The organism is Mesorhizobium sp. WSM4813 (assembly GCF_055811555.1).
This window is the reverse complement of the sequence record NZ_JBVVQU010000028.1, coordinates 63,042-89,049: the sequence shown is the minus strand read 5'-3', so window position 1 is coordinate 89,049 and position 26,008 is coordinate 63,042. Positions and strand designations below refer to the sequence as shown.

At 63.3% G+C, this 26,008-nt stretch carries 26 protein-coding genes and 3 pseudogenes; 11 read left to right on the top strand and 18 right to left on the bottom strand.

The window, feature by feature from the left end; translation table 11 throughout:
• Positions 1–210: 210 nt before the first annotated feature.
• The 4 genes from AC0L25_RS17975 to AC0L25_RS17960 are packed head-to-tail and all read right to left on the bottom strand — an operon-like array spanning position 211 to position 4,180.
• Positions 211–1,389, bottom strand: a complete 1,179-nt coding sequence (locus AC0L25_RS17975) for a hypothetical protein (RefSeq protein WP_473596735.1) — start codon at positions 1,387–1,389, stop codon at positions 211–213.
• A 56-nt stretch (positions 1,390–1,445) separates the two neighbouring features.
• A complete protein-coding gene (locus AC0L25_RS17970) occupies positions 1,446–2,456 on the bottom strand; it encodes a succinylglutamate desuccinylase/aspartoacylase family protein (protein WP_473596734.1) in 1,011 nt (336 codons plus the stop codon).
• A gap of 9 nt (positions 2,457–2,465) precedes the next feature.
• Entirely contained in the window at positions 2,466–2,810 is a 345-nt protein-coding gene (locus tag AC0L25_RS17965; RefSeq protein ID WP_473596733.1) for a RidA family protein, read from the bottom strand.
• A gap of 44 nt (positions 2,811–2,854) precedes the next feature.
• Positions 2,855–4,180, bottom strand: coding sequence for an alanine racemase (locus tag AC0L25_RS17960; RefSeq protein WP_473596732.1), 1,326 nt, complete (start codon positions 4,178–4,180; stop codon positions 2,855–2,857).
• 77 nt (positions 4,181–4,257) lie between these two features.
• Here AC0L25_RS17960 and AC0L25_RS17955 point away from each other — a divergent pair, with 77 nt between their 5' ends.
• Entirely contained in the window at positions 4,258–5,199 is a 942-nt protein-coding gene (locus AC0L25_RS17955) for an amidohydrolase family protein (RefSeq protein WP_473596731.1), read from the top strand.
• Here the strand turns inward: AC0L25_RS17955 and AC0L25_RS17950 are convergent.
• From AC0L25_RS17950 to AC0L25_RS17935, 4 genes are read right to left on the bottom strand one after another with little or no spacing between them, the layout of a single operon-like run.
• A complete protein-coding gene (locus tag AC0L25_RS17950; RefSeq protein WP_473596730.1) occupies positions 5,173–6,144 on the bottom strand; it encodes an ABC transporter permease in 972 nt (323 codons plus the stop codon). The two genes, AC0L25_RS17955 and AC0L25_RS17950, sit on opposite strands and share 27 nt — an antisense overlap.
• The gene (locus AC0L25_RS17945) at positions 6,141–7,106 is read right to left on the bottom strand and encodes an ABC transporter permease (protein WP_473596729.1); all 966 of its coding nucleotides are present in this window, start codon (positions 7,104–7,106) and stop codon (positions 6,141–6,143) included. The genes AC0L25_RS17950 and AC0L25_RS17945 overlap by 4 nt, the downstream gene beginning before the upstream one ends.
• A complete protein-coding gene (locus tag AC0L25_RS17940; RefSeq protein ID WP_473596728.1) occupies positions 7,103–8,611 on the bottom strand; it encodes a sugar ABC transporter ATP-binding protein in 1,509 nt (502 codons plus the stop codon). The genes AC0L25_RS17945 and AC0L25_RS17940 overlap by 4 nt, the downstream gene beginning before the upstream one ends.
• 19 nt (positions 8,612–8,630) lie before the next feature.
• Entirely contained in the window at positions 8,631–9,683 is a 1,053-nt protein-coding gene (locus AC0L25_RS17935) for a substrate-binding domain-containing protein (RefSeq protein ID WP_473596727.1), read from the bottom strand.
• 215 nt (positions 9,684–9,898) lie between these two features.
• Between AC0L25_RS17935 and AC0L25_RS17930 the strand changes: the two genes are divergently transcribed.
• Complete coding sequence (locus tag AC0L25_RS17930; protein WP_473596726.1) at positions 9,899–10,726, top strand: IclR family transcriptional regulator; 828 nt, start codon at positions 9,899–9,901, stop codon at positions 10,724–10,726.
• Between the two features lie 238 nt (positions 10,727–10,964).
• Here the strand turns inward: AC0L25_RS17930 and AC0L25_RS17925 are convergent, their stop codons facing one another.
• Positions 10,965–11,984: an isopenicillin N synthase family dioxygenase gene (locus AC0L25_RS17925; RefSeq protein WP_473596725.1), complete on the bottom strand. Its 1,020-nt coding sequence runs from the start codon at positions 11,982–11,984 to the stop codon at positions 10,965–10,967.
• A 371-nt stretch (positions 11,985–12,355) separates the two neighbouring features.
• On the opposite strand from AC0L25_RS17925, the gene AC0L25_RS17920 reads away from it, so the two are divergent.
• Together AC0L25_RS17920 and AC0L25_RS17915 are read left to right on the top strand one after the other, a co-directional pair.
• Positions 12,356–12,586, top strand: coding sequence for an AbrB/MazE/SpoVT family DNA-binding domain-containing protein (locus tag AC0L25_RS17920; RefSeq protein ID WP_473596741.1), 231 nt, complete (start codon positions 12,356–12,358; stop codon positions 12,584–12,586).
• On the top strand, positions 12,576–12,983 hold the full coding sequence (locus tag AC0L25_RS17915) for a PIN domain-containing protein (RefSeq protein ID WP_473596724.1): 408 nt from the start codon (positions 12,576–12,578) through the stop codon (positions 12,981–12,983). Before AC0L25_RS17920 ends, AC0L25_RS17915 begins: the two co-directional genes overlap by 11 nt.
• A 117-nt stretch (positions 12,984–13,100) precedes the next feature.
• Here the strand turns inward: AC0L25_RS17915 and AC0L25_RS17910 are convergent, their stop codons facing one another.
• The gene (locus tag AC0L25_RS17910) at positions 13,101–13,682 is read right to left on the bottom strand and encodes a DUF1349 domain-containing protein (RefSeq protein WP_473596723.1); all 582 of its coding nucleotides are present in this window, start codon (positions 13,680–13,682) and stop codon (positions 13,101–13,103) included.
• Positions 13,683–13,770: 88 nt separating this feature from the next.
• Entirely contained in the window at positions 13,771–15,255 is a 1,485-nt protein-coding gene (locus tag AC0L25_RS17905; RefSeq protein WP_473596740.1) for a S10 family peptidase, read from the bottom strand.
• Between the two features lie 98 nt (positions 15,256–15,353).
• Between AC0L25_RS17905 and AC0L25_RS17900 the strand changes: the two genes are divergently transcribed.
• Positions 15,354–15,581: a hypothetical protein gene (locus tag AC0L25_RS17900; RefSeq protein ID WP_473596722.1), complete on the top strand. Its 228-nt coding sequence runs from the start codon at positions 15,354–15,356 to the stop codon at positions 15,579–15,581.
• Positions 15,582–15,742: 161 nt separating this feature from the next.
• Here the strand turns inward: AC0L25_RS17900 and AC0L25_RS17895 are convergent, their stop codons facing one another.
• Together AC0L25_RS17895 and AC0L25_RS17890 are read right to left on the bottom strand one after the other, a co-directional pair.
• Entirely contained in the window at positions 15,743–16,579 is an 837-nt protein-coding gene (locus AC0L25_RS17895) for an amidohydrolase family protein (RefSeq protein ID WP_473596721.1), read from the bottom strand.
• A 68-nt stretch (positions 16,580–16,647) separates the two neighbouring features.
• Positions 16,648–17,394 carry an IclR family transcriptional regulator gene (locus AC0L25_RS17890; RefSeq protein WP_473596739.1) on the bottom strand — a complete coding sequence of 249 codons (747 nt, stop codon included), beginning with the start codon at positions 17,392–17,394 and terminating at the stop codon, positions 16,648–16,650.
• A 222-nt stretch (positions 17,395–17,616) separates the two neighbouring features.
• Here AC0L25_RS17890 and AC0L25_RS17885 point away from each other — a divergent pair.
• Positions 17,617–17,829, top strand: a pseudogene (locus AC0L25_RS17885) (sugar ABC transporter substrate-binding protein); the annotation flags it as partial.
• A gap of 367 nt (positions 17,830–18,196) precedes the next feature.
• On the opposite strand, the gene AC0L25_RS17880 reads toward AC0L25_RS17885, so the two are convergent.
• The 3 genes and pseudogenes from AC0L25_RS17880 to AC0L25_RS17870 form a co-directional block, all read right to left on the bottom strand.
• The gene (locus tag AC0L25_RS17880; protein ID WP_473596738.1) at positions 18,197–19,291 is read right to left on the bottom strand and encodes an LLM class flavin-dependent oxidoreductase; all 1,095 of its coding nucleotides are present in this window, start codon (positions 19,289–19,291) and stop codon (positions 18,197–18,199) included.
• An 80-nt stretch (positions 19,292–19,371) separates the two neighbouring features.
• A pseudogene (locus tag AC0L25_RS17875) lies at positions 19,372–20,010 on the bottom strand (Vgb family protein); the annotation flags it as partial.
• Positions 20,011–20,053: 43 nt separating this feature from the next.
• Positions 20,054–21,271, bottom strand: a complete 1,218-nt coding sequence (locus AC0L25_RS17870) for a helix-turn-helix domain-containing protein (protein WP_473596720.1) — start codon at positions 21,269–21,271, stop codon at positions 20,054–20,056.
• 133 nt (positions 21,272–21,404) lie between these two features.
• Between AC0L25_RS17870 and AC0L25_RS17865 the strand changes: the two genes are divergently transcribed.
• The 5 genes and pseudogenes from AC0L25_RS17865 (at position 21,405) to AC0L25_RS17845 (ending at position 23,684) form a co-directional block, all read left to right on the top strand.
• Positions 21,405–22,175 (top strand): DUF899 domain-containing protein, encoded by a 771-nt coding sequence (locus AC0L25_RS17865; RefSeq protein WP_473596719.1) that lies wholly within the window; start codon positions 21,405–21,407, stop codon positions 22,173–22,175.
• 7 nt (positions 22,176–22,182) lie between these two features.
• On the top strand, positions 22,183–22,482 hold the full coding sequence (locus tag AC0L25_RS17860) for a hypothetical protein (protein WP_473596718.1): 300 nt from the start codon (positions 22,183–22,185) through the stop codon (positions 22,480–22,482).
• 68 nt (positions 22,483–22,550) lie between these two features.
• A pseudogene (locus tag AC0L25_RS17855) lies at positions 22,551–22,682 on the top strand (hypothetical protein); the annotation flags it as partial.
• A gap of 5 nt (positions 22,683–22,687) precedes the next feature.
• Positions 22,688–23,182, top strand: coding sequence for a glycine cleavage T C-terminal barrel domain-containing protein (locus AC0L25_RS17850; RefSeq protein WP_473596717.1), 495 nt, complete (start codon positions 22,688–22,690; stop codon positions 23,180–23,182).
• Between the two features lie 328 nt (positions 23,183–23,510).
• On the top strand, positions 23,511–23,684 hold the full coding sequence (locus AC0L25_RS17845; protein ID WP_473596716.1) for a hypothetical protein: 174 nt from the start codon (positions 23,511–23,513) through the stop codon (positions 23,682–23,684).
• A 40-nt stretch (positions 23,685–23,724) separates the two neighbouring features.
• Here the strand turns inward: AC0L25_RS17845 and AC0L25_RS17840 are convergent, their stop codons facing one another.
• The gene (locus AC0L25_RS17840; protein ID WP_473596715.1) at positions 23,725–24,762 is read right to left on the bottom strand and encodes a phosphotransferase family protein; all 1,038 of its coding nucleotides are present in this window, start codon (positions 24,760–24,762) and stop codon (positions 23,725–23,727) included.
• A 31-nt stretch (positions 24,763–24,793) separates the two neighbouring features.
• Positions 24,794–26,005 (bottom strand): acyl-CoA dehydrogenase family protein, encoded by a 1,212-nt coding sequence (locus tag AC0L25_RS17835; RefSeq protein ID WP_473596714.1) that lies wholly within the window; start codon positions 26,003–26,005, stop codon positions 24,794–24,796.
• Positions 26,006–26,008 lie beyond the last annotated feature (3 nt).

Here is a 26,008-nt window from a genome sequence, read left to right as displayed (position 1 = left end):
ACGGGGGCTGCGCGGCGGACACGCCAACGTCACCGCTGAATGCCACGCCATTTTTGCAGAACTTGACGCACACAACTAGCCGCAGCCCCGTTCCTAGGTTCACGGTTCGAGGACCGGACCTGGACTAGCACTACTTTGGCAGATTTTTAGCGGAGAGGGTTCTGCGGCAGTGGGGGCAACGGATTGGGGGCGGCACACAGATCGATTTGTTCAAACAGCTCGTGCTGCACGCACCCAATCGAGTCGTGCGGCGGGGACAAGGCCGTAGTTATAAAAATTGATACCGTCGACGTTCGGCGCCAGCGCCGGTTTCAGCTTGGCGGCGAGGATTTCAGGACCCGCCATTTCCGGATAAAAGAGCCGGTAGCCGACGCCGAGGAATTTCTCTGCTCCTAGCGCGGTGCGGCCGGCCGCCGTCAGGCCTGCGACGTCGCCGGCCTGCATGTCGTAGGCACACAGGATCGCCCCGTCGCAGACCTTGCCGAGCGCTGCCAGATCGCAGCCGCCGAGCCAGCCGTCTTTCAGGTCGATGATGAGGACACGTGTCCCCGGATCGGCGACCTCGCGCAGTTCGGCGACAAGGCTGGTCACAGGCTCGAACCGCCACAACAGATAGGCGTGGAGCTGCGGCCAGGGCAAAAAGGCGTCTAGGCCACTTGCGGGAAATTCGGGAAAACGCCGTTCAGGCACTGCGCGCTCGCACGCCTCGGCAATCCACTGCTTGACGAGCTCGCGCGCCGCCTCGCCTTCGATGCCGGCACCAGCGGCGCGGGCGAGGCAGGACGGACAGAAGCACAGTGACAGAAGAAAGTCGTCTTCCGGCGTCAGCCCGACACCATCCTTCTCGTGATGATATTCGTGAGCGAAGCCCATGAAGGACGGGCTTTCAAGTTCGATCCTGTCCGGCTTGTAAGTGTGCGTAACGTCGGCGACGAGCGCACGGACATAAGCGCGCGTATCCGGATGTGACGGACAGAGATTGTAATAGTTGGCATCGCCAAAGGCGTTGCGGGTGACGGCTTGCGGATAAAGCATGCCGAGGCGGGTGTTGTGCAGGCAGACCGTCCAGCACGACACATGGAGGCCGCCTGTCTCGCGCCGTTGGACAAGTTTGGCCAGAACGTCGCCACCTTCCGTGACCACGCCCGCCACCTTGGGCTGGATCACGAGGTCGGCCCATCGCGCGGCGGTTGGCTTGAAGTAGATCGTGCCGTCCTCCGGGAAATAGGCTTTGCGGCGCGGGCTGCGCGGCTGCAGGAAGCGACCGGCATGATAGGAGGTCGCGAGACTGATCATGTTGAGCCCGGCGCGCTCGATAAGATCGCGTTCGACGGCTTCCAAACCCAGATCCTGGACATCCCAGGGATACGTCCACATCGAAAGCTGCATGAAATATCCTCAATCCTCTGCAACGGCGCCGTGAGCAAACGCCGGTTGGTTTCCCGTCAGCCTTCCACCGGTTCGGCGACTTGCATGAGGCAATCTCCTGCCTCGCACATCGTGTGCAGCCGGCGCGAAAGTACGATGCCGCTTTCGGCGAAACGCAGGGCTTCCTCGGCAAGATCGAGCCGTTCGAGGTCGTGATACCAGCCGGCCAATTGTCCGGCGCTCACGCCGTCGCCGAGCCTCACTGCTGGTTCGAACCAACCGCGGCGGGTGGCGTACAGACCCTGACTGTGCCGGGAAAGCGAGAGCAGTCGCGTCGGCGCCGAAGGCTTTGGCTCGGGCGCGAGAACCGGCGCCTCGACCACGCCGATGGCGACCATCAGACTGTCGATCGCGCGAGCGGTAATCGCCATCGTGTCGACTGTGGCGGTGCCGCCGCCGCCGAATTCGCCGCTGACGCCGATGGCGCCGGCCCGGCGGGCTGCGCCCATCGAGGTCGGCGATGCCTGACCATTGTCGGCCACGAACCCGTACGGCATGCCGAGCGCCCGCATCAGTTCCACCCCGCGCCCATGCCGGTCGGGATCGGTATTGCGCTCGACAAGCGCCGTGGGAAGATGCTCCATCGAGGTGCCGCCCGAATGGATGTCAAAGATGACGTCGTGGCGGGGAAACAGTTCGGTCTCGAGGAAATTGGCGAGCCGGCTTGTCGGGGTGCCCAATGGATCGCCCGGAAAGGCTCGATTGAGATTGCCGCCATCGAGTGGCGAACAGCGTTTGGCGGCCATGACCGCCGGTGCGTTCGCCATCGGCAGAATGGTGACGCGGCCCTTGATCCGCTTGGGATCCAGCCGGCGGATCAGCTTTGCCAGCGAGAGCTCGCCCTCATATTCGTCACCGTGAGTGCCGGCCATCAGAAGCAGCGACGGGCCTTCACCATTGCGTATGTGGCAGATCGGGACCTTGACCTGGAAATAGGGCGAGCGGTCTATCGAAAAGGGAACACTGAGATGGCATGATGTCTTGCCGTCCCGGTCGAAGTCGAGCGTATGGGTGAGGCCAGTGTGCATGGCGGCAACTCAGACGGCGGCGATCGCTGTGACCTCGATGCGGAGGTCGGGATCGGCGAGACGCGCCTCGACGCAGGCCCGCGCGGGCAGGCGTTGAGGATCCACCCAGGCATCGTAGATGCTGTTCATGGCATCGAAGTCCCCGATCTGCGGCAGGAAGATGTTGACCGCCACAAGCTTCGACTTGCTGCTGCCGGCCTCGACCAAAAGCGCCTCGATCTTGGAGAGCACATCGCTGGTCTGGCCTTCGATGCCGGCCTTGCGATTGTCGGCCACCTGGCCCGATATGTGGACGAGGCCGCCATAGACGACCGCCTGCGACATGCGAGAGCCGGACTGGAAATACTTGATCATATCGGATCCTTTCGAGGTTCTCTTGGGGCCGCCGCAATATCCGGTCAGCCGAAATAGGTGGGAAAGGCGTGACGGACATGCCCGGCCGCGTCGACGCCGAAGATCACGCGATAGCGATCGAGGCAGGTGCAGGGATGGGAGATGCCGAATTCAATGATGTCGCCAACGGCAATGTCGTCGCCCGGCGCGATTGTCAGGAAGGCATGCTGGTCGTTGAGCTTGAAGACCTCGGCGCATGCAGGCGGGACAGGCAACGGCTTGCCGGCTCGGAAGACCGCAAGCACGATCGGAAACCCCTGATCGAACGACACGTCGCGCATCCCCATGCCGCAGATCGCAAGGCCGGGCTCCGGCCGCGACAGCACTTCGGCCCACAGGCGCAAAGCCGGACGAAACGAATTTCGTGCGGAAACACTGACACCGCCGACGACAAAGCCCTTGCGGGCATCGAGTGCGCTAAGCGAACGATCATAGATGCCATGGTCGTGGAAGAAGATGGCGCCGCTGCGCAACACCAGCGTCGCATTGCCGTCCCTGGAAACGGTGGTCGAAAGTGCGGCGACCACTTTGTCGAAGAACACCGAGCCGCCGGCCGTGACGACCAGCGGCACGTCGCCGCCGACGCGGGCGCGCAGCCGCAGGAACATGTCGGCGGTCATCGCCAGCAGATCGCAGATCGCCTCATCGGTGCGGCCAGGATCGGGTTGCGCCGCGGCACCTTCGTAGGCTGCGACGCCGGCGATCAGCAGCCGTTCGCCGGCCGCATCAACTGCATCGGCGATCGCCTCGGCTTGCGTCGTGGTCCGCGCGCCTGCCCTTCCCGCACCGAGTTCGACGAGCACGCGCAACGGCGGCAGCATCGCATTGGCCCGCCAGGCTTCGGCAAGCGCATTCACGGCGGCGATCGAGTCGGCGAAGACGAAGAGCTCGACGCCTGACCAGGCGCCCACCAGCGCCGCGAGCCGGTTCGCACCGCCTGATCCACCAACCTCGTTGGCGATGATCAGCCGAGAGAGCCCGGCCCTGAGCATCACCGCGGCCTGCCTGATATCCGCGACGGTCGTGCCCCATGCTCCGGCTTCTACCAACGATCGGGCAAGGTCGGGCGCCATCGGGGTCTTGGCATGCGGCGCGATCATGGCGCCATGTTCACCTGCATAGCGCAGAAACAGGTCACGATTGGCGATGAAGGCCTCCTCGTCGAGGGTCAACAGGGGCAACGACATGCGCCCATCAGCCGGATGCCAGTGCTCAGATGCGACAAGGCTGCTGTCCAGCCCGAAGGTGCCGGGCGGTACGCCGCGGATGCGGTCATCGAGCAGGAAATTTTCACGGGTCGCGAGCGCCGGCATGGGTGAGTTTTCGGTCATCCGATGCTAGTCCTTTCGCCTTCGCAGGATGAAGTCCGGATCGATTTCCGGTGCCGGCCACACGATGAGAGAGATGCGTGCCAAAGCTTTACTCCGGACCGATCATCGATGCCCACCATCATCTTTGGGATCTGGGCCTCGGCCGGCACCCCTGGCTCGCCACAACGGCCGGCGAACGCGGCGGTCTGGGCGAGCTTGGCCGCTTGCGGCGAAACTATTTTCCTGAGGATTATTTGCGCGACGCCAGCCGGCACAATGTCGTCGCCACCATCCATGTCGAAGCCGGTTGGGCCCGGGATAACTGCATCGGCGAAACGCGGTGGCTTGAAACACTCGACAAGTCGCGCGGCGTGGCCGCCCGCTACGTCGTTCACGTCCCGCTGGCGAACCGCCAAGCGCCGGCGCTGGTCGAGGCGCAGGCGGCATTCAACCGTGTCGTCGGCGTGCGCGACATACTGAGCTGGGATCCCGACCCTGCCCGCCGATTCGCTGCCTGTGACGGCATCATGGACGATCCGGCCTGGCGCGCCGGCCTGTCCCTGCTCGGCAGCCACCGGCTGACTTTCGATCTGATGGTGTTTCCGCGCCAGCTCGCCGGTGCCGCGCGGCTCGCAGCGGCCTATCCGGACCAGCTCTTTGTCCTTAACCACTGCGGCAGCCCGATCGATCGCGACGCGGACAGGATGCGGGCGTGGCGCGAAGGGGTTCGGCGTTTGTCCCAGTGTGACAACGTCGCCATCAAGATATCGGATCTGGTCGCCTACGATCATGACTGGACGCTCGACAGCCTGAAGCCGGTTGTCATGCATTGCATCGACTGTTTCGGCACACAGCGCGCGATGTTCGGCAGTGACTTCCCGGTGGCCGGTCTGCACGCGTCGTTCGATGCGGTATATGACAGCTTCAAGGCCATTGCCGGGGAGCTTTCCGCAGACGAGCAGACGGCGCTGTTCTTCGGCAATGCAAGGCGCATCTACCGGCTGGACGATATGTCATCGGCGGGCCTGCTCCCTGCCTGAGAGGAGCAGCAGCCCCAGGATCAGCGAACCGAACAGAATGCTGCGCCAGCCGGGCGATGCGTTGACGACGGTGATCAAAGCCGTGATCGTGACCAGCAGGATCGCGCCGGGGATAGTGCCGGCATAGGTGCCGAGCCCGCCGAGGATCGAGGTGCCGCCGAGAACCACGGCGGCAATCGAGGCGAGCAGATAGGGGTCGCCGATCCCGACATAGCCCTGTCCGTTCATGCCGAGCACCAGCACACCCGCAAACCCTGAAGTGAAGCCGCTGATGCCGTAGACCGCTAAGGTGGTCGAGGCGACCGGAACGCCGGAGAGTGCCGCGGCGAGCGGGTTGGCGCCCATGGCGAAGAGCCGAGCGCCGAAGGACGTGGCATGCATTGCGGCCAGAACGATCACCGAGACGGCCATCCACAAGAGCACGCCTGCGGGAATACCGGCCGGCCGCGCATTGCCAAGCCAGCGGACCAGCGGGTTTTCGGCGGTCACGGCGCTGCCGCCGGCGATGATGATCAGCAGGCCCTGCAGGAATGTCGCCATTGCCAAGGTCATGATCATCGGATGGACGCGCAACAGCGCCACGCCCAGCCCGTTCACCAGACCGATTGTCGTCGTCAACGCAAGGACGGCAAGGACGGCGGTGAGCCCGGTCGGATCCGCCTGCCACGACAGCAGCGGCAGGCTGATGGCGCTCACTGTGACGATCGCCGCGACGGAAAGGTCGATGCCGCCGGCGATCACCACGAAGGTCTGGCCTGCCGCGACCAGGCCGATAACGGCGGCCAATTCGACCAGATAGCGCAAATGGCCATAGGCGCCGAAACCGCGCGAAGCAAAGCTTGCCGCGATCCAGACTGCCGCGACGATGGCGACCGTGAGGAACGGCCGGCTGCGCAGGATCGTCAGGGCGCGCCTGCCGCCCGCGCTGTCTTTCCACGCTGTCATTGCTGCACCTTGCGGAATTGCGGGATGGCGACCGCGCCGATGATGATGAGGCCCTGGGCGACATATTGGGCGACCGGCGTGAAGCCGAGGAAGAACATGACACTGATCATCAGGCTGAGCAGCAGGCTGCCGGCAAGAGCGCCGCGCATCGTGCCTTGCCCGCCGAGGAAGCCGATGCCACCGAGCACGGCGGCGGCGATGGAATTCAGCGTGAAGGCCGTGCCGATGACCGGATCGCCCGAACCCGTTTGCGCGGCGACGAACAGGCCGGCGCCTGTGCAAAGCAGACCGCTGATCGCGTAGGCGGCGATCCGGGCAGCGTCGACCGGCACGCCGGAGCGGTAGGCGCCGACCGGATTCTCGCCGGCGGCATAGAGGCTCAAGCCGAGCGGCGTGGCGAGATAGAGCTTCCACAGAAGGACGATGAGTACCAGCAGCACGAAGGCCGCGGGCGTGTTGCCGGCGAGCAGGTCCGACAGCCACTCCGGAATGGCGCCGCCGGGTCTCGGCAGGATGAGCAGCGCAGCACCGCCGATGATGAAGGAGCCGGCGAGCGTCACCACGATGGCCGGCAACCGAAGTTTTACGACAATGAACCCGGTCGCGCCACCGATGCCGACACCGGTCAGCGCCACGGCAGCGGCACCGCCGGCTACGCCCAGCGGGCCAGTCATCGCCGTCGCGGCGATCACCGCGCCCAGGCTGACCATTGCGCCGATGGCCAAGCTGATGCCGCCGGTGAGCATGAGGATCGCCTGGGCCATGGCGACCAGCGCCAGCGGAAACCAGCTCTGGGTGAATTTGGCGAAGCCGGAAGCGGTCAAGAGGCCGGGAAAGAGGACGCCATAGGCGACGAGGAACGTCATCACCACGGCGAACAGGCCGCGCACGCCGACATTGCGGCGCAGCTGAACCGGCCAGTAGAGAGCGCCGGCTTGCCTTGAGGAGCCCACCGTACTCATGCCGCCACCTTGCGCTGTTCGGCGCCCATCGCGGCGGAAACAATCGCTTCCTCGCTCAGTGCGCCGCGCTCGAGCATGGCAACGATGTGGCCCTCCCGGACGACCGCGACGCGGTCGCAAAGGTGCACCAGTTCGGGTGTATCGGAACTGAGCAGCACGACCGCCTTGCCGGCGGCGGCGAAGTTGCGAAGCATCATATAGATTTCGCGCTTGGTCTCGACATCGACACCACGTGTCGGGTCATTGAGGAGAAGCACAAGCGGGTCGTGCGGCATCCATTTCGCCAGCGCGACCTTCTGCTGGTTGCCGCCCGACAGGGCCTGTGCCGGCCGGCCGAGGTCGCCCTTGATGCCAAGCTGGACGGCGAGACCTCTTGCCGTCTCACGCTCGGCACGGCGGCTGCGCAGCTTCAGCGCCGGCAGTCTTGCGAAAGCGGGCAGCATCATGTTGGTGATGATGGAATGGATCAGGTGCAGGCCTTCGCGCTTGCGGTCGGCCGGGACATAGGCGAGGCCAAGCGCGTTGGCTTTTGGCACACCGCCGGGCAGACCCGAAGCCCCCTTAACGGTTGCGGATGCCGTCCTCGCCGGAATGGCACCGTAGAGGCCGAGCAGCAAATCTTCTTGCCCTTGCCCAACCAGGCCTCCGATGCCGAGCACCTCGCCCGTCCTGATGTCGAGATCGACATCGCGCATCAAGCCGGCCGAAAAATTGCGAACCGAGATAGCGTTGGCAGCCGATGCCGAAGGCTGCCAATCCGGAAAGAGGTCGCCGGGGTCGCGGCCGACCATCAGCCGTACCAGCCCGGCGGCATCTGTTCCTTCCAGTGTGCGGTCCGCCGTGCAGGCGCCGTCCTTCAGTACGGTAACATGCTGGCACAGCGCCATGACTTCGTTCAGCCGGTGCGAAATGTAGAGAATAGCGATGCCCTCGCCGCGCAGCCTCTCCAACAGGTCCGTCAGGACCTTCGTTTCGGTTGCCGAAAGCGACGAAGTGGGTTCGTCGAGAATGAGCACACGCGGCCGGCGGTAAAGCGCCTTGGCGATCTCCACCATCTGCCGGCGGCCAAGCGACAAATGTCCGACCGGCGTCGAGAGCGGTTCGTGAAGCCCGACAAGATCGCATGCTGCCCTGGCCCGCACGGCGAGTTCGGGATAGTCGAGCAAACCCAACCGACGCGGATAGGCGCCAAGGCCGATGTTCTCGGCGATGGAGAGGCTGGCCGTCAGACTGAGTTCCTGCTGGACAACCGCGATCCCCGCCTGTTGCGCATAGGCGGGGGTCATGCGCGACACCGGGCGCCCATCGACCTCGATCGCCCCGCCGTCCGGGCGCAAGGCACCGGACAAAAGGTTGATCAGCGTCGACTTTCCGGCGCCATTCTCGCCGAGCAGCGCATGCACGCGGCCCGGCTGGAGAGCGATGGAAACGTCGCGCAGGACGGGGTTGCCGAAGAAGGACTTCGACACACCCCGCGCGGCAAGAAGCGGAGCCGTGGCCACCAATTTCTGCGACCTTTCAGGCTTATTGTTCAGCCAGCAGCTTCTTGAACAGCTCCTCGTCGTAGGGCGAATAGATATAGCCGTCAGCCGGAAAATCGGCCGCCCGGGCAAGGTACTGATCGATGCTGGAATTGTCGATCACCGGCAGCGGGATCTTGACGAACGCCGGCACATCCTTGCCCTCCAGCGCCTGGACGGCGGTATAGGCGGCGAAGGCGCCGAGCCAGTTCGGCTGCATGGTCGCCCAGCTCTTGAGGTCCTTTTCCTTCCAGAGTTCGAGGAACTGACGGGCATTCTCGCCGGTGATCGGCACCTGTTCGCGGCCCTGTTTGTCGAGGGCGAGTACCGCGCCCGCAGACAAGGCGCCGCCGAGCGACAGAATCCCGTCGATCTCGGAATTGGCGAACAGCAGGCTGGTGAGGGCTTCCTGTGCAGGCGCGACATTGTATGGTGTGTTGGTCTCGGCAAGGACCGTCACCTCAGGATGGGCCTTGAGCGCCGCGTCAGCGCCTTTGCGCCGATCATCGCTGACCGAAACGCCGGCCGGGCCATTGAGGATGAGGATCTTGCCCTTGCCGCCGATGGCGTCGATCAGGAACTTGGCCGCCTGATCGCCCCATTGGGCGGAATCGGTGTTGACCTTGGCCGTGACCTGGTCGGTGTCGACGAGGCTGTCGAAGTTGATGATGGCGATGCCCTTGGCGCAAGCGTCCGCCAGCACACGCGCCGGCGCGGTCGACGAGCCGGCAATCAGGATGATGGCGTCGACGTCGGAATCGATCATCGACTGGATCTGCTGGATCTGGACGTTCGCGTCACCCTGGGCGTCGGTCACGACAAGCTTGTCGACCAGCCCTTGCTTCTTCAGGGTCTCGACTTCGGCTTCGATCGTGCCCTGTGTCTGCTTCATCCAGGTCGGCACGGAATAGATGTTGGCCCAGCCGATCGTGTACGGCGGCTTGCGGTCGCCGTTGATGCATTTGGCGGCGGCGTTGGCCTGCGAACCGGCGCCGAGGCTCAGGAGGAGACCGAGGCAAAGGGCGCTGGCGGATGCGAAAAACGATGATTTCGTCATGATTGTTCCCTTCTGAGGTTAGGCCTGGACGTGCGGGGTTCGGACGAAAAAAAGCCGCCGGTTGCCGCATTCGGAAACCGCCTGTTTTCTCGTCAGAATTTTCTGCGCCTGGCTCGTTATTGTCTGATATTTCAGACAGTATGTCTGTATATCGGACAAATGGGATGCTAGACTGAGCCTTGACATCTTTCAAGCGTCTTGAGACGAGGGCCGAATTGATTTTTTACGCGGGTGCGGCCGATATGAGCGATGGAGCTACTGGTCTGATCGAAACGGAATCCGGCGCCGAGCCGCGCAATGGCGAACGCCGCCGCGGCATCGACCGCGTCATCATGCTGCTGGAAGCGCTTTTGCGGCACCGCGCGCCGATGCGCGTCGGCGACATCGCCAAGATGATCGGCGCACCGCGTTCGACCACCTATGAAATCGTCAACAGCCTGCTCGAAGCCGAAATGCTCGAAAACGTCGGGACGGAAGGCTACGTCTATTTCGGGCGGGCTATGCATCTGTTCGGCTGGGCCTACTCGCATCACAACGCCCACTACCGGCGCATCATCGAGACGCTGGACAAGATGGCCGCTGAGACAGGCGAGACCGTGCAGCTGTGCGGCCTGCGCGGGAATAAGTACATCGTTCTCGATTGCCGGGACTCTTCCGGGCCTTTCCGTATTTCAAGCGATGTCGGGGTCGAGGTGCCGATCCCCTGGACGGCGTCCGGGCGGCTCTTGCTCGGCCATATGAGTGAGGAAGAGCTGAAGGACTTCATCCCGCCTGGCGACTACAAGCTTCCCGACGGCCGCGTCATTCCTCCAGCTGAATTCTTCAGCGATGTCGCCCTGGCCCGCCAGCAAGGTTTCAGCGAGACCGCTGCTCTGGCCGACCGCTTCACGTGGTGCATGGCCGCGCCCATCCGCGATGGCTACGGCGCCATCAACAAGACCCTTTGCTTCGTATTGCCAGTCGACACAGCGGAAACGCGGCGCAGCGAATTGCTTGCCCTGCTGTGCGAACGCGCCCGTGGATTGTCGTTGGCGGGAAGCTAATTTTTGAAGAATCGGCTCTGACGCCTTCGCCAACGGAGCGCGAAAAAAATGGCCGGGCTCGAATACGGCCCGGCCAAAAGAAGGTTACAACCTTCAGAGGGGAACGCCGTTCAGCGGAATGGGAGGAAACCGCCGAACGCTCTTACCTGTTTGAGCTTGTTTGAGCGGGTTGGCGACGAACAAAATTCCAAAAGCCGGCGGGATAACGAAAATTCCTGTTCTATTTGCTCTGACCTCTTCAGACGGGTGATGCCCTTGTCTCAAGGAGATCGGCATAGTGCCGGCGCGCCACGTCAGGATGCGAGCGCAGGCGACTTTTCAGCACGTTGGTTCCGACGTCGCGAAACAGCGGATTGTCCGGATCGCTCGCCGGTCCGCGCGCCTCGGCAGCCAGTGCTTCCGGCAGGGTGAGCAAGGGGATCGTCGCATCGAGCCGGGCGCTGAAGAAGAATGGAACGGAAATTCGCTCGACACCGGCCGGTGGTGTGACGACACGGTGCACCGTCGCCCTGAGATAGCCGTTCGATGCCAGTTCGAGGAGCTCGCCGATGTTGACCACCAGCGTTCCGGGGATGGGATCCACATTCACCCAGCTTCCGTCATATTCGACCTGCAGCCCCCTGTTGTCGTCCTGAAGCAGGAGCGTCAGGAAACCGCCGTCCTTGTGCGCGCCGACGCCCTGGTCGCCACCGGTTGCGTCGCGTCCGGGATAGCGCACGATCTTCATGCGATGGTTGGGCTCACCGCTATAGATCGGATCGAAAGCGTCCTCGGCTTGGTCGAGCGACAGCGCGAAAGCCTTCAGCAGGCGGATCGCCACCGCCGTCGCCCTGGTCTGCCATGCCAGCAACGCCGGCTTGAGTTGCGGCAGGGCCGAAGGCCACTGGTTCGGCCCTTGCAGCCGCGTCCAGGCAGGAATGCCCGGCCCCTGTGGAATGGGTCGACGCTCGACGCCGATGTCGAGCTGTTCGCGCCAGTCGGCCTTGCCCTTGGTCAGTTCGCCACCGGTGCGCGTGTAGCCGCGGAATTGCGGGGACTTGACCATTTCGATGGCCAGCTTGTCGGCTTCGGGCAAGGCAAAGAACCGACGCGAGGCGTCGAGCACCTCGTCAATCTCCGCAGCCGAAATCCCGTGGCCGCTGAGATAGAAGAAGCCGACATCGCGGGCCGCCGTGCGCAGGTCGAACAGAAAAGTCCGACGCTCCGACGCGCCCTGTTCGAGACGGCTGAGATCGAGCACGGGTACAATTCTGGCCATGGTCAACCTCCTTCTGCCTCAGGCTTGGATCAGGCCTCGACGGTGACACGCAAGTCGTTGCGATCAAAGCAATGGTCGATCCAATCTCGATGCAAATGGAAGAAAGTCCGCTATGCGTTTGGCGGCCGGCAGGCAAATAACGTCCGAACGGGTGTCCATGGCACGAGGGTGCCGTGGCCACGAAACTTGCGTGAACGCGGTAACCCCCGACTCATGCATTGCCGTCTGATCTGGACTCTCAGCCCGATGAACTCTGTTGGAATGAAACGGTCTTTGCTCCCAGCAGCATTAGCTTCGGCATCGAGCGGTCTCTTGATCCCAGCTTCCCATGGATATACATATCGCTTAACGTATATCAATAGGAGAGTGTGATGCAGGTCGCCAAATGGGGCAACAGCCTCGCTGTCCGTCTTCCTGCCGTCGTGGTCAAGGCCCTCGAACTCAAAGAAGGCGATGAGATTGAAATCCATGTCGCCGAAGCCCGACGACTCGGCGTCGCGCGCAAACCTGCGCGCGAGGAATTGCTGAAGCGGCTTCGCGCCTTCCGCGGTCGCCTTCCCGCCGACTTCAAGTTCGATCGGGATGAGGCGAATGCCCGGTAGCTTCTTCGACACCAATGTCCTTGTCTATATCGCGTCGGGCGATTCCGTAAAAGCCGACCAGGCGGAGATGGCCATCGCAGCTGGCGGCGCGATCAGCGTGCAGGTTCTCAACGAGCTCTCCAATGTCGCCCGCCGCAAAATGCGGCTGTCGTGGATGGAGACCTACGCGTTTCTGTCCACGCTACGCGGCCTGCTGACCGTCCATCCCATCACCATCGAGACGCACGAGACCGGGCTGGCGCTGGCCGAGCGTTACAGTTTTTCCATTTACGACGCCATGATCGCCGCCGCAGCGCTTCAGGCTGGCTGCGACATGCTATGGTCAGAAGATATGCAGCATGGGATGGCGCTTGACGAAGGGCTGCGTATCGCCAATCCGTTTCAGCCAAGCGCCTGAAAGAATGGCCTGGAATCTCTTGCTGGCCAGTCGATGAGCACGACCACCTTGCCGCGCAATGCGCCTGTCGAACGATGCTGCTGTGAAGCGGCGCCCCGAGCCGGTGAGAGGGACGTATCAGTCATGGAGTTCTCTCGATATCGCCGGGCCGACCGAAAAATCGCTGAATGTGACCTCGAACCCTTCACGTTGCGGCGAACAGCACATCATGCCGATATCGACTGTTTTTGACGGCGGGAAATAAGCGAGCCGCACCGGCTTCCAGCGATGGTCGGAGGCATCAAGATACTGAACACGGATTGTCTCGGCATGGCGGGTCAGCCGGATCCTGACGCCGTCCGGACCGGCAGGGATGCTGACCAACGACCAGTCGGAGGCGTCGTTGGTGACGACGACGGAAAAATAGGCCAGCCCGTCGGTGAACTCGATGCCGGCCTTGACCCAGTGCGTCTCGCTCAGCCGGACCATCAAACCGGCCTGATCGTAGAGCACCTTGTAGTCCCCCTTGACGGTGACCTCGGCGCTGAAGTCGCCCTCGACCTGCCGGTAGAGGAAATGGCCATTGTCGCGCCAGAAGCCATAAAACGTCTCGCGCCAGAAATCGGTTTCCTTGCCGGTCCGCACATGCACGGTGCTGTCGCCGAAAGCATGGTGCGGGGGCGGGTTGAGCCAGGTCAGTTCTGCATTCTGAGATGTCATCGGCTTGCTCGCCTGTCGGGTCCGGACTGCGTTATCCGTCGCTCATGCGAAGAGGCGGATTTGTCTCTTGTAAGCGGCTTCCGCCGTTTCATTTCGAGATTTGGTAAAGCTCGGACGCGGCCTCTCTCAGCGCGCGCCGGCTCTCTGGCCTGAAATACATCATGTGGCCGCCTTCCAGAAGCTCGACGCGAATGGATTTTGCTCCAGGAAGCGAAGGAACCTGGCCGACAAGATAGCGTGACACCAGATAGGGTGTCACCAGGTCGGTGTAGCCGTTGACGATCAAAACGCCGAGGCCGGGGTTTAACGCGCGCGCCTGCTGAAGGTCATCCATCACGCCGACATAGCCCTGACGCGTCGGGCTCGTCCCGTAATCCCAATTGCCGCTGACTTCACGGTTGAGAAGCCGATAGCTTAGATCGGTGCGGAATTTCAATTCCTCCCTGATATAGCTGACAAAGGCGGATGTGAGCGCCGGCACGCTTCGGTCGAGCACCGGATCGGGACCGCTAGGCCTTGGACTTTCCGGGGCAACGTCTGCCGTTTCGATCGTGCCGTCATAGGCGCTGAGAACATTGCCCCGTGCCCGCGCAAACTCCTTGGTGAAGAGTGCGGTGGGAATGCGTGCAAAGTTTCGTTTGACGAGTTCAAGCGGCAGGCCCGTGATTTCGGCAACGCGCGGGCTCGCCAGGCGCCCACCCTGTTCGAGGCCGCTGGCAAGCGCGACGAGATAGTCGCCAAGCGCATAGCGTTCGACATCGGCCAACCGCTCCTGCAGCTCGGAACCGGTGATCCTTTCGCTGCGCAGGCGCACCGCCGCCAGCGACGGCAGTTCAAGCGCCCAGTGAAGCGGCTGGAACTCGTCGGGCCGCACGAGTGTGAATTCAAGCGCCGGCGAGATGAGCACGATGCCGCGAGGGCTGATGCCGATATCATCCTGGAGTGTCTTGGCAAGCAGTGCCGCCCGAAACCCGCCATAGCTTTCGCCAGCAAGAAACACCGGCGACGCTGTGCGGCCCGCCTGTGCCAGATAGAGCCGGATGAAGGCGCCCATCGCGGCGGCGTCTTGGTTGACGCCCCAGAAACTGCGTGCCTCGGTTCCGGGTGCTTCGCGGCTGTAACCCGTTCCGACGGGGTCAACAAAGACCAGGTCGGTCATGTCGAGCCATGTGTTCGGGTTGTCCAAAAGCCTCTGCGGCGGGGGGAGAAAACTTCCATTGGCCGCCGTCGCCATCACGCGTGGACCGAGCGCGCCGAGATGCAGATAGGCGGAAGCCGCGCCCGGACCACCGTTGAATACGAAAGTGATCGGGCGCTGGAGATCAGGCTCCCGGCTTGGCTCGGGACGCAGCGTGTAGGCGACATGAAAAACTTCCGCGGTGACGTCGCCCTTGCCCGATAGCAATGACAGCGTGCCGGCCTTTGCCTGATAGTTGAGCGTACGTCCCGCAATCACGATCGAATGATCGGAGACCTGGGGCGGCGGAAGCAGCGACAGAACGCCACCCGAAGGCGACGGCCGCTCAGCCACTTCCGCATGGCCGGCTGGAAGGCCGCCAATCAGCAGCAGCATAGCAAGGGTGATTTCCAGCAGCTTGGTGCGCATGGCGACTCCGGAACAGAAACGACTGGAAGCTACCACGCTGATGGCTCGGCCGAAATCACAGGATCGTGCAGGCCCTTCGCTGCTGGAAGGAGACCGATGGCTTTCAACGCAAGATCTTCGCGCACATCGGCGTGCCGACATCGATGGATCGCCCGGTGTCGGCCAGCCGGCCCGTGGCGGCGTCGCGCGCGAAAATCGAGATGCGATCGGCGTTCGGGCTGGCCGAGATGAGATGGCTTCTGGAGAGTTCCCGGCACCCGTCGCTGCCGGTGGAGGATCCTGAAACCAACTAAATGGACGAGAACATGAACAGTCTGATCCGCGGCAACCCACGCTGCTGATCGGCCTCGGCTTCCGGCCATCGACCGTGCAGGCAGCACTTGGTCTGGTCATCGTGCTGCTGGTTTCGCTCTACGGCCGCGAGCGGCACGAATCGGCGACGATCTGAGGCCGCTTACAAGCGCCAAAGCCGCTTCGCATTGGCGGAGAGCAGTTTTTGCCGTTCGTCGGCACTTGCACCGCCAAGCAGCGCGTGCGTCGCCGCAATCCAGGTCGCAAGCCCGCCACCAAGCGTGCAGACCGGCCAATCGCTGCCCCACACGACACGGTTCCAGCCGAAGCATTTGATAGTGTGCTCGACATAGGAACGCAGCGTTTCGACAGTCCAGGATCCGGCGTCCGCATAGGCGACCACACCGGAAATTTTGCCGACGACGTTCGGGCGTTGCGCGATCTCAGCCATATGCTCGCGCCAGGGATGCTCACTGCTGCCCTTGATGTCGGGCACGCCGCAATGGTCGAGCACGAATTGAACATCCGGCGCGAGATCAGCAAGCGCAATCGCCTTGGGGATCTGATGCGGCAGAACGACGAGATCGAAGGTCAGGCCGGTGCCTGCAAGCCGTTTGATGTTTTCACGAAACAGCGCGCCTTCCGAGAGCTCGTCCGGCATGACGTGGAGCACCCGCCGGAAACCCTTGACGAAAGGATCGGCGCGCTGGCGCTCGAGATAGGCGGCAAAGCCCGGCTCTTCCGGACGGCAGGAGGCGATTGCCCCGCGCAGTAAACTGTCCTTCTGTTGCGACAGCGCCTTTACGTGACTGGTCTCAGTCCCGATGTCGGCTGGATCGACATCGACTTCCATATGCAATGCGCCCTCTATGCCGGCGCGGCGGGCCTGGATTGCATATTCGTCGAGGGAAAAATCGCGGTTGAGCGCCGGCACGCCGGAGAGCCAGGGATAGCGCAGCGCCGACTGGTCAATCAGATGCAGATGGGTATCGAAAATCATGACGGCGCGCTCCTCCTCCGGCTTTTTCAAAATTATCTCACGGACAAATTGTTCATTCAAATATGAATTTACTCCGCCTGCTTGACCGCTGCTCCCGCCAGTTGCGATAGCTTTTCGGTCGCTGCCAGCAACAGTTCTATCGTCTTGGTGATATCGGGCGCCTTGGGTGCGTTGACCAGGGTTATGTAGGGGATCGACAGTGCGGCGATCGCCCTGCCGTCCGAGCTAAGCACAGGTGCCGACAGGTTGAACACCCCGGCGGTCTGCATCGACGCCATCATCTCATAGCCGCGTTCACGAATCCGGTCGAGGCGGGCAAAGAACTCCGGCGATTGAGGCGGCTTGTCGGTGCTGCGCAGATGTTCGGAGATCATCATCTGCCGCTCTTCCGATGAGCGGAACGCCAGCAGTGCATGGCCGGAGCCGGTGTCGAACAGGCTGATATGCGAGCCGACGCGAATCGAGATGCCCCAGTAATTTGGCGCTTCCTGCTGTGCGATCACCACTGCGGAACCCCGGTCGAAGACGACAAGCTGGTTTGCCTGCTGCGAGGTTTCGGCAAGTTCCCGCATCAGCGACGTCGCATAGGAAACCAGCCGCCGCACCGGCGCGTGCAATTGCGCCAGGCCAAACAGCTTGAGCGTCAGTGAGTAACGGTCGCCATCCGGCCGTGTGACATAGCCGCGCCGCACCAGCCGATCCAGCATACGGTAGAACTCGTTGGGGCTGCGGTCGAGCTTCTTGGCGATTTCCGCCTGCGTCAGGCCGCCATCGACGCCGGCTAGCAGCTCGAGGATGTCGAGCCCCTTGTCCAGCGCCGGAGCGCGATAGCGGTCTCTTCCTCATCCTCTGCCATTGCGCTTCTCCAGTAAATTTTGCTTTTCATATACGCATAACGGCATTGCCCCGAAAGAATTTTCGCGGCTTGACGAGCTTATAAATATTTTGTTTGCATATGAATGAAGCTGGCGGTCAAACCTCGCTATGGATCGACGCAGGCTTTTGGGGAGGATGCCAATGACGAAACTGTTTACGGCCTGTCGGCCAGCGTAGCGCTGCTTGCACTTGGTGCGGGCGCTGCCTTTGCTGCCGAATTGCCGGGCAAGTTCGACGGCATTACCATCGACGCCAAGCTGATCGGCGACCAGCAATATGAAGGGCTCTACGCGCGCATCGGCGAATGGGAAAAACTGACCGGCGCCAAAGTCAACGTGATCTCGAAAAAGAACCATTTCGAGCTCGACAAGGAACGTGGTCCTGGCGGCCGACCACATCCTACATCGTCGAGCGCCGCGACAAGCCCAAGCGGGCTGAGCTATTTGCGACCGCGAGCAGTCATATCCGGTTGACCGGATATACCGGCTTGCCGCCGCGCAGCACCGATGCGACATCGGCAAACACCTTGTTGCGAACCTCGGCGTAAGACTGGGTCGAGTAGTGCGCCGTGTGGACTGACCAGGACGGCCGTCGCCGTGATGCCGCAAAAGCCTATCTCGTCATGCTCCGACGCGAGGATGGCGACCGAGCCTGCCACCGCCCGCATCGCCTGCTTGAAGGCGCGCGGATTGATGACGTCGTGCCCATGCACCCATGTCGTCGGAATGGCGGCCGCTGGCGTCAATTTACTCGAAGCCCGGCCTGGCGCATCAGCGGCAGCACGCGGTCACAGAAGAAGGGCAATTCGTAGGTGTAGTTGACGAATGTGAGGGCGGCGCCGGAATAACCCTGGTCCATGATTTTGGTGAGATCGTCGACGATCTTTTCCGGCGTGCCGATAAGCGGAAACGTTCCAGCACCGCCGGCGAATCTTTGCCGATATTCGGTGAAGGCCTTCGCGTCATGCGAATTCGCGAATTCTTTCTTCTTGCGCATATGCTCGTCGACCGCGCCCTCGTCCGCGCATTCAAGCGCGTAGTGCCGGTAATAGTCCTCGGCTTCCTGCTGGGTCTCCCGGCAGACGACCTGGCAGACCGTATAGACACCGACTTCGCGTCCGACCTCCGCCGCCCGGTTGGTGATGTCGACCACATGCGCGCGGCCATCGGCGATTTCGGAAAAAGTCGAAAACAGATAGTCGCAGTGGCGCGCAGCATAGTTGCGGCCCGGTGCGCCGGAGGCGGCGTTCATGGTCACCGGGCGCGGCGCCTGCAGGCTTGATGGGCGGCTGACGACCCCCTTCAGATTATAGAACTCGCCGCCGAAGTCGAACGGCTCCCTGGATTGGTAGGCACGCTCGATGATATCGATCCATTCCTCGGCCTGATCGTAGGTCCGATCGCCGACCGTCTGCCCGAACATGGCGAACTCGTCCGGGTTCCAGCCGCAGACAATGTTCAAGCCGGCACGCCCGTTGGAGATGTGGTCGACCGTCGCCAGCGCTTTTGCGGCCTGCAGCGGATGAACCAGCGGCACATGCACGGTCATGAACAGACCGATGTTCTGCGTGGCGACGGCGAGACCCGCCGCCCAGGTGAAAGTCTCGAACGACCATTCCCGCACATGGGTCAAACCGCCGAAGCCGCGCCAGCGTGCGATCGGCAGCAGAAACTCCAGGCCGGCGCGATCGGCGATGCCGGCAGAATTGAGGTTGTCTTCCCAGCGGGCGCGCCAGCGCTCGGGAACGGTGGTCATTGCCAGACCGCCATCGGCATTCATCGAGAAGACGCCGAGCTTGAACCTGTTCGGCCCTTTCAGCGGATGCTGCTTTCTGATCATGATTTTCCCTGCCGCGGGACGCTCGCAGCTTCATCGTCGAGCTGTTGGGGTTGGCTCAGCTGCGTGAAACGCTCCTCGGAGCCTCGCCTGGGCCGGCGGATGGCTCTCACCTTGCCGCTGTTTCCACCGCCGCAGAAGAACTGATCGCCACCATCGGACTCGAGCCCCGACACACCTGTTCCAGGCGGCATTTCAAGCTTCTCCAGAACCTTTCCCGTCTCAGGATCTATCCGCCTGACGTCGCTCTCGTCACCTTCCCAGGTGCCGTGCCAGAGTTCGCCGTCGATCCAGGTGACCCCTGTGACGATACGGTTGGAATCGATTGTACGAAGAACTGCGCCTGTCTGGGGATCGATCTGATGGATCTTGCGACCGCGATTCTGCCCCACCCAGAGGGTCCCTTCGGCCCAGGCGAGCCCGGAGTCGCCGCCGCCACCTGGCGCCGGAATCGTGGCGAGCACTTGGCCGGTCTTCGGGTCGATCTTCTGGATGCGATCTTCGGCGATCTGGAACAGGTGCTGACCGTCGAAAGCCGTTCCCGCGTGCGCGGCGACATCGATCCCGCTCACCACCTTCCCGCTCGCAGGATCCAAGGCGTTCAGTCTGTCTCCGGACGCAAACCAGACGTGCTGGCCGTCGAACGTAACCCCAGCCACCTGGTCGACACCCGCAAAGGGTCCATATTCGCGGAGGACTTCGGCTGCAGATCGCTTCATGCTTCTCCTCCAGGCTCAGATCTGTTGAATTGTCCCGACACTACTAACCCGACAATGAACCGGGGAGTAACAAGATTGTCGGGAATCCCGGTACGGGTGGGGTTATCCAACGACGCGCTCGCCCGCGACCGAACGACTGCACCTTGCCTGCTGCCGCAAGCTGCTCGAGCGATCGCTGCACGGTGCGCGAGCTGGCTCCGAGCGCAATTGCGAGCGCCGAGCTCGACCACGATTCGCCATCGGCGAGGAAGGCGAGCACCGCTGCATGCTGCTCGTCGACGGGCGGCGCCAGCACCACGACATCGCGTGGGCGGCGCGGCTTAAGCGCAAAGCCTCGCTTGGTCGCACTCACATCCGCCAGTGACCGCAGCTCTACGCGAAGCCGGCCGACTTCGACCCGCAAACGGGCGCGGTGCGATTCATCGGCGTGCTTGCCGCCGAAGGCGCGGGCGACGAGCGTGCTCCTCGGCACGTCCGCGGGCCAGGCTTCGCCCAGCGTGCGCGCAAGCGCGAACAAGACCGGGCGCGTCGCGAGCGAAACGATCATGCCGGCGTCACGCACGACATTGCGGCAGGCATCGACGACGAGCGCCCCAGACGCCAGCAGCGCTTCGACCTCCTCAAGCAGGAGCGGGCGCTCCTCACCACGGGCGATCAGGCGCGCCGCGGGCGTGTTCATCACGAGGGATGCGCCTTCAACCTCGGCCGTCAGCGCGGGAATGTCCGCCTGGCGCGCGGCGTGCTCGGCCCGCGCGAGCGCAATGCGCGCCGCCTTGGTCCGGAGGCGCCGAATCGCGAGCCCCGCAATCACCAGCTCGTGGGCGGCCTTCGACGCGGGTGGGAGCGTTGTCGGGTCGAACCCGGCGAGCCTGCTCTCGGCCTCATCAAGGCGTCCGATCAGGAGCAGGCGCCGAGCCTCGAGATTGCGCGCATGCGCGGCATTGACGTGGTCGCCGTGCTTTTCAAGCGTTGACCGCGCGGCGTCGAGTGCCTTCGCCGGCCAGCCCAGGTCGCGCGAGACGAGTGCGATCTCGGCTTCGGCGACGACGCACCTCGCGCGGGCCACGGCCTCTTTCGGACCGAAGGCGCGCGCAGCACTTTTGAGGAGAGCCTTTGCTCGAACGAGATCGCCGAGCTGCGCCATCGCGATGCCACGCAGAGCAAGCGCAGGCGCATCGTCACGCAGGGCGACCCGCTTCAATGCGCCGAGGGGATCACCCGTTGCGAGGGCGCGCGCCGCAGCGGTGATCAGCGAGTCCATCGGAATCCCGTCACACTTGTAACTCTCACTATTCGATCTCCGGTCCTAATCTATCTCAGGACCAACAGCCAGCGCGCTGTATCGAAACGCGCCGTATCGAAAACGGTGCGAACAACGAGGAAGGAGACGAACGATGCCGACACACAGAACCGGAACACGTGAGGAGTGGCTAGCAGCGCGGCTTGATCTGCTCAAGGCGGAGAAGGAGCTCACGCGCCAAAGCGATGAGGTGGCGCGGCTGCGGCAGGAATTGCCCTGGGTTCGGATCGACAAGGATTACCGATTCGAGACCGATGAAGGCAGCGCCTCACTGGCGGAACTCTTCCAAGGGCGCTCGCAGCTCCTCGTCTACCACTTCATGTTCGGGCCCGATTACACGGCGGGGTGTCCGGCCTGCTCGGCGATCGCGGACGGATTCGACGGCTTCGTCGTCCACTTGGCCAACCACGACGTCACGCTTTCGGCGGTATCGCGGGCACCGCTCGCGAAGCTGCAGGCGTACAAGCGGCGGATGGGATGGACGTTCCCCTGGGCGTCCTCACACGGCAGCGACTTCAATTTCGACTTCGACGTCTCGTTCACCGAGGAGCAGCAGCGCGAGGAAGGTATCGAATACAACTATGTCCGCGAGGCGCCTCTCGCCGAGATAGCCTCGCGCACGACTGCCGATGGCTCCTCCACGTTCGCTGCGATGAGCGGAACAGACATGGCCACGTACACGCGCGAGAGGCCGGGCATGAGCACGTTCGTGTTCGAAGACGGCGTCGTCTACCACGCCTATTCCACCTATGCGCGCGGCCTGGACGGCCTCTGGGGCATGTATCAGTGGCTCGACCGCGCGCCCCTAGGCCGTAACGAGGCGGGCGTCTGGTGGCGCCGCCACGACGAGTACGGCCAAGGATGACATCGCGATGACACTCCACTCCGATCACACCCAGAAGATGCCGCCCGCTGGCAGCGGATCTTCCCCAAGCGATGATGTCGCCGCCCGCGGCGCGGCCGACTGGCTATCCCTGGCGGCCGCGCCAACCTTCGCAATGATGGCGCTGCTGACGGCCGTCACCGGTGATGCGGGTATGATTTGCTCGGCCGCGGAAGATGCGTCGCCGCTGAGCGGAATGGTCGTGATGTACCCGCTGATGAGCGCCTTCCATTCGGCGCCTTGGTTGAAGCTGGTCGCCAGCCGACGAAGCGCGGTCCGCCGGTCGTGATCCGGCGTTCGCCGATCAACCCGCGCGACCTCGCGCGGCCCCTACGTGGCGATATTGGCCTCGCCTGCATGACGCATCATGCGGCGAAAGCTCATCGAGATATGGGCTCGCCTTATGTGCCCGACGCGCTGCGCATCCTGCGTCTCAGTTATTCCGGCGAGCGCGCCTACGAAATCTATTTCGGCGCAACTGCCGGTGAACAGCTTTGGAGCCGCCTGCTCGAAGCAGGCAGGCCGCTTGGCTTGAAACTTACGGCGTCGAGGCGCTCGGCGCGCTGCGCGTCGAAAAGGGCCATGTCGCCGGACCTGAAATCGATGGGCGCACGACGCTCGACGAGCTTGGCCTCGGCCGCATGGCGGGCAAGCGTACCGGCTTCGTCGGCGACGTGCTGCGACGGCGCCCCGCCTTCCAGGCGCCCGACCGCCAGCGCCTGTTCGGACTGGAATGCATCGAAGAGGGGAAACGCCTTCGCGGTGGTGCCATCCTGTTCCTGCCGGGCGAGAAACCTTACGGCCACGGGCGCGGCCGCGTGACCTCCGTCACCTTCAGCCCTGAACGCGGCCACTATGTCGGGCTGGCCTTGCTTGCCGGCGATGTCGGCAGCGAAGGAAGCGAGGTCGTGGCCGTCTATCCAATGAAAGCCGAAACGGTCCGTGCCCGAGTCGTCTCGCCGGTATTCCTCGATCCGCAGGGGGAGTGACTGCATGGCTAGCCCGGATTTCAGCCTGTTCCGTGGTCGATTGCCCACTCATCCAGATCGAGGGCTGGGACGGCACGCTGGCGCAATTCGAATCGAACCTTTCGGCATCACTCGGCACGAAACTTCCTGCTTCGGTCGGAGAGACGGTCCGTCACAAAGGTTTTCTCGTCATCCGCGTCGCGCCTCGCCGCTTGTGGCTGGCTCTCGACGACGGCGCGCAAGCATCTTCGCTTGCCGTCGACCCGGATCTCGGCTGTTCGGTTTCTCTCGGCGAGGGTCGCGTGCGTTTCAGAATGGCCGGGGTGGACATCGCAGGAGTGCTCTCCAGATGCATCGCCGTCGACTGGTGCGCGCGGCGGCCGCCCCGGGCCGCGCCGTGCTGACATCCTTGCACCATGTGCCCGTGCTGTTCCTGCGCACCGGGGAGACCGCCTGCGAACTCATCGTGCCGCGAAGTTTTTCGCAAAGCCTCTCGGACTGGGTTGCCGGACTGGATTGCTGACGCCGCTGGTAGGGAAAGGACCAGGGCGCGAGCGCTCGTCTCAGGCGGCGCTCCACGGTCTTGCTCCTTGGATGATCTCTTGGGCACGTACGGCAAAACGGCCGGCGAGCGGCGACTTGCTGGCGGCATCGGCCGACGCTGCGCTGCCTGCCCGAGCCCGGTCGGCGATGCCGATGAAGATCACCGCGAAACGGAACAGCGAAAACACCAGGTGGAAGCGTTGCAAGGGCGCAGTGGGTACGGCATGCGCGAAATAATGGTCGAGGAATTCGCAGTGGCTGGGGATGCCGAGGGCGGCGTGATCGAGGCCGAGGATGCCGCCATATTCGTCCGGGGTCGAATGCCAGGTCATCGAGCAAAAGCCGAGATCGGCGAGCGGATGGCCTATCGTCGACAGCTCCCAATCGAGAATGCCGATCACCTCCGGCTTGCCGGGATGGAGCAGCAGATTCCCGAGGCGGAAGTCGCCATGGGCGATTGACACGCGTCCATCATCCGCGGGCATATGCTGCGGCAGCCAGTCGGCGACCGCTTCGAGCGCCGGAATTCTGTCGCTCGGCGATTCCCTGAGCTGCCTGGTCCAGCGGCCAATCTGGCGTTCGAAATAGTTGCCGGGCCGGCCGTAGTCGCCGAGGCCGACCTCGTCGGGACGGACAGCATGCAGTTTGGCCATCGCTTCGGCCATGCCGAAATAGATGGCGTGCCGCTCCGCTGGGACAAGGCCAGGCAGCGAACAGTCGTGGAAGACGCGACCATCCAGCCGCTCCATCAGGTAGAACGGCGTGCCGAGCGGCTCGACACCGTCGTGATAGAGCACCGGACTTGGCACCGGGACATCGGTCGGTGCCAGCGCTTCAAGCACGCGGAACTCGCGATCGACGGCATGCGCCCCGCGCAGGATCGGCCCGGCCGGCTTCTTGCGCAGCACCATGCGAAGCGCACCATAGTCGACGAAATAGGTGGGGTTGGACTGTCCGCCGCCGATCCGCTCGAGCGTCATTGCGGCATTCCCGAAGCGGTTCGCGAGAAAGCCCTTCAATGCCGCAGGATCGAAATCCGCATTCAACGGCTGCGCCATCCTTTTCTCCTGAGACGCTGCCGCGCGTCCGTTATGCCTCACCTTCAACATTCCAGCGCCAGAAGCCGCTCTCTTCCTCGTTGAGGAAACGGTTCAGCACCATCTTGTGGACCTCATCGGCGCCGTCGACCAGCCGCGCCTGGCGAGCATAGCGGTAGATCCATTCGAGCACCGTGTCCTTGGAATAGCCTCGCGCGCCATTGATCTGGATCGCCACATCGGCCGCGTGATGCAGCACGTTGGCGACCTGGACCTTGGCCATCGACACTTCCTTGCGAGCAAAGCCGCCGCGGTCCAGTTCCCAAGCCGCCTTCATCACCAGGATGCGGCCGATCTCGATGCGCATGGCGAGGTCGCCGAGCTTCATCTGGACGCTTTCGCGGTCGGCGAGGCGCTGTCCGAAACTGTGGCGTTCGGCAGCGTAGGCGCGCGCGATCTCAACGCAGCGCTTGGACAATCCGAGCCAGCGCATGCAGTGGGTAAGCCGCGCCGGGCCGAGCCGCACCTGCGTCACCTTCAGGCCGCTACCTTCGCCGGCCAGCATGTCTTCGACAGGGATTTCGAGCCCATCGAATTCCAGCTCGCAATGGCCGCCATGCTCCTCCGGGCCCATGATCTCGATGCGGCGCATGATGCGCCAGCCCGGCTGGTCCTTGTGGAACAACAGGGCCGACAGACCATGGCGCGGGTCGTCCGAGGTTCGCGCGATTAGAATGAAATGACTGGCCTCCTCCGCGCCGGTGATGAACCATTTGCGACCGGTCACCACATATTTATCGCCGCGCCGCTCCGCACGCGTGATAATCATCGAAGGGTCCGAGCCGCCGCCTGGGTGCGGTTCGGTCATGGCAAAGGCCGAGCGCACCTTGCCCTCGACGATCGGCTTCAGCCATTTTTCCTTCTGCGCCGGAGTGCCGAGCGCCTCCAGAACCATCATGTTGCCATCGTCGGGCGCTGCCGAATTGAACACCACGGGTCCGAAGATCGACCGGTTCATCTCCTCGTAGCAGACCGCCATGTCCATCTTACCGAGACCGGCACCGCCGCTTTCCAGCTTGAGCTGCAGGCACCACAGGCCCGTCATCCGCGCCTTCGCGCGAAGCGTCTCCAGCAGCGGCAAGGTGATGTTTCCATGCCCGTCATAGGACATCTTGTCGGCTTCGAGCGGCAGGATCTCGCGCTCGACGAAGTCGGCAATGCGGACGCGGTAATCTTCGGCTCGGGCGGGAATGTCGAAGTTCATCGA

What these genes read in the sequence shown, in the direction of transcription:
- AC0L25_RS17925 (WP_473596725.1), bottom strand. Translation starts at nt 11,984, where the DNA reads ATGGCCAGAATTGTACCCGTGCTCGATCTCAGCCGTCTCGAACAGGGC.
- AC0L25_RS17860 (WP_473596718.1), top strand. Translation starts at nt 22,183, where the DNA reads ATGACACTCCACTCCGATCACACCCAGAAGATGCCGCCCGCTGGCAGC.
- AC0L25_RS17920 (WP_473596741.1), top strand. Translation starts at nt 12,356, where the DNA reads ATGCAGGTCGCCAAATGGGGCAACAGCCTCGCTGTCCGTCTTCCTGCC.
- AC0L25_RS17970 (WP_473596734.1), bottom strand. Translation starts at nt 2,456, where the DNA reads ATGCACACTGGCCTCACCCATACGCTCGACTTCGACCGGGACGGCAAG.
- AC0L25_RS17935 (WP_473596727.1), bottom strand. Translation starts at nt 9,683, where the DNA reads ATGACGAAATCATCGTTTTTCGCATCCGCCAGCGCCCTTTGCCTCGGT.
- AC0L25_RS17835 (WP_473596714.1), bottom strand. Translation starts at nt 26,005, where the DNA reads ATGAACTTCGACATTCCCGCCCGAGCCGAAGATTACCGCGTCCGCATT.
- AC0L25_RS17905 (WP_473596740.1), bottom strand. Translation starts at nt 15,255, where the DNA reads ATGCTGCTGCTGATTGGCGGCCTTCCAGCCGGCCATGCGGAAGTGGCT.
- AC0L25_RS17960 (WP_473596732.1), bottom strand. Translation starts at nt 4,180, where the DNA reads ATGACCGAAAACTCACCCATGCCGGCGCTCGCGACCCGTGAAAATTTC.
- AC0L25_RS17895 (WP_473596721.1), bottom strand. Translation starts at nt 16,579, where the DNA reads ATGATTTTCGATACCCATCTGCATCTGATTGACCAGTCGGCGCTGCGC.
- AC0L25_RS17975 (WP_473596735.1), bottom strand. Translation starts at nt 1,389, where the DNA reads ATGCAGCTTTCGATGTGGACGTATCCCTGGGATGTCCAGGATCTGGGT.
- AC0L25_RS17845 (WP_473596716.1), top strand. Translation starts at nt 23,511, where the DNA reads ATGCATCGCCGTCGACTGGTGCGCGCGGCGGCCGCCCCGGGCCGCGCC.
- AC0L25_RS17945 (WP_473596729.1), bottom strand. Translation starts at nt 7,106, where the DNA reads ATGAGTACGGTGGGCTCCTCAAGGCAAGCCGGCGCTCTCTACTGGCCG.
- AC0L25_RS17870 (WP_473596720.1), bottom strand. Translation starts at nt 21,271, where the DNA reads ATGGACTCGCTGATCACCGCTGCGGCGCGCGCCCTCGCAACGGGTGAT.
- AC0L25_RS17950 (WP_473596730.1), bottom strand. Translation starts at nt 6,144, where the DNA reads ATGACAGCGTGGAAAGACAGCGCGGGCGGCAGGCGCGCCCTGACGATC.
- AC0L25_RS17965 (WP_473596733.1), bottom strand. Translation starts at nt 2,810, where the DNA reads ATGATCAAGTATTTCCAGTCCGGCTCTCGCATGTCGCAGGCGGTCGTC.
- AC0L25_RS17915 (WP_473596724.1), top strand. Translation starts at nt 12,576, where the DNA reads ATGCCCGGTAGCTTCTTCGACACCAATGTCCTTGTCTATATCGCGTCG.
- AC0L25_RS17865 (WP_473596719.1), top strand. Translation starts at nt 21,405, where the DNA reads ATGCCGACACACAGAACCGGAACACGTGAGGAGTGGCTAGCAGCGCGG.
- AC0L25_RS17840 (WP_473596715.1), bottom strand. Translation starts at nt 24,762, where the DNA reads ATGGCGCAGCCGTTGAATGCGGATTTCGATCCTGCGGCATTGAAGGGC.
- AC0L25_RS17910 (WP_473596723.1), bottom strand. Translation starts at nt 13,682, where the DNA reads ATGACATCTCAGAATGCAGAACTGACCTGGCTCAACCCGCCCCCGCAC.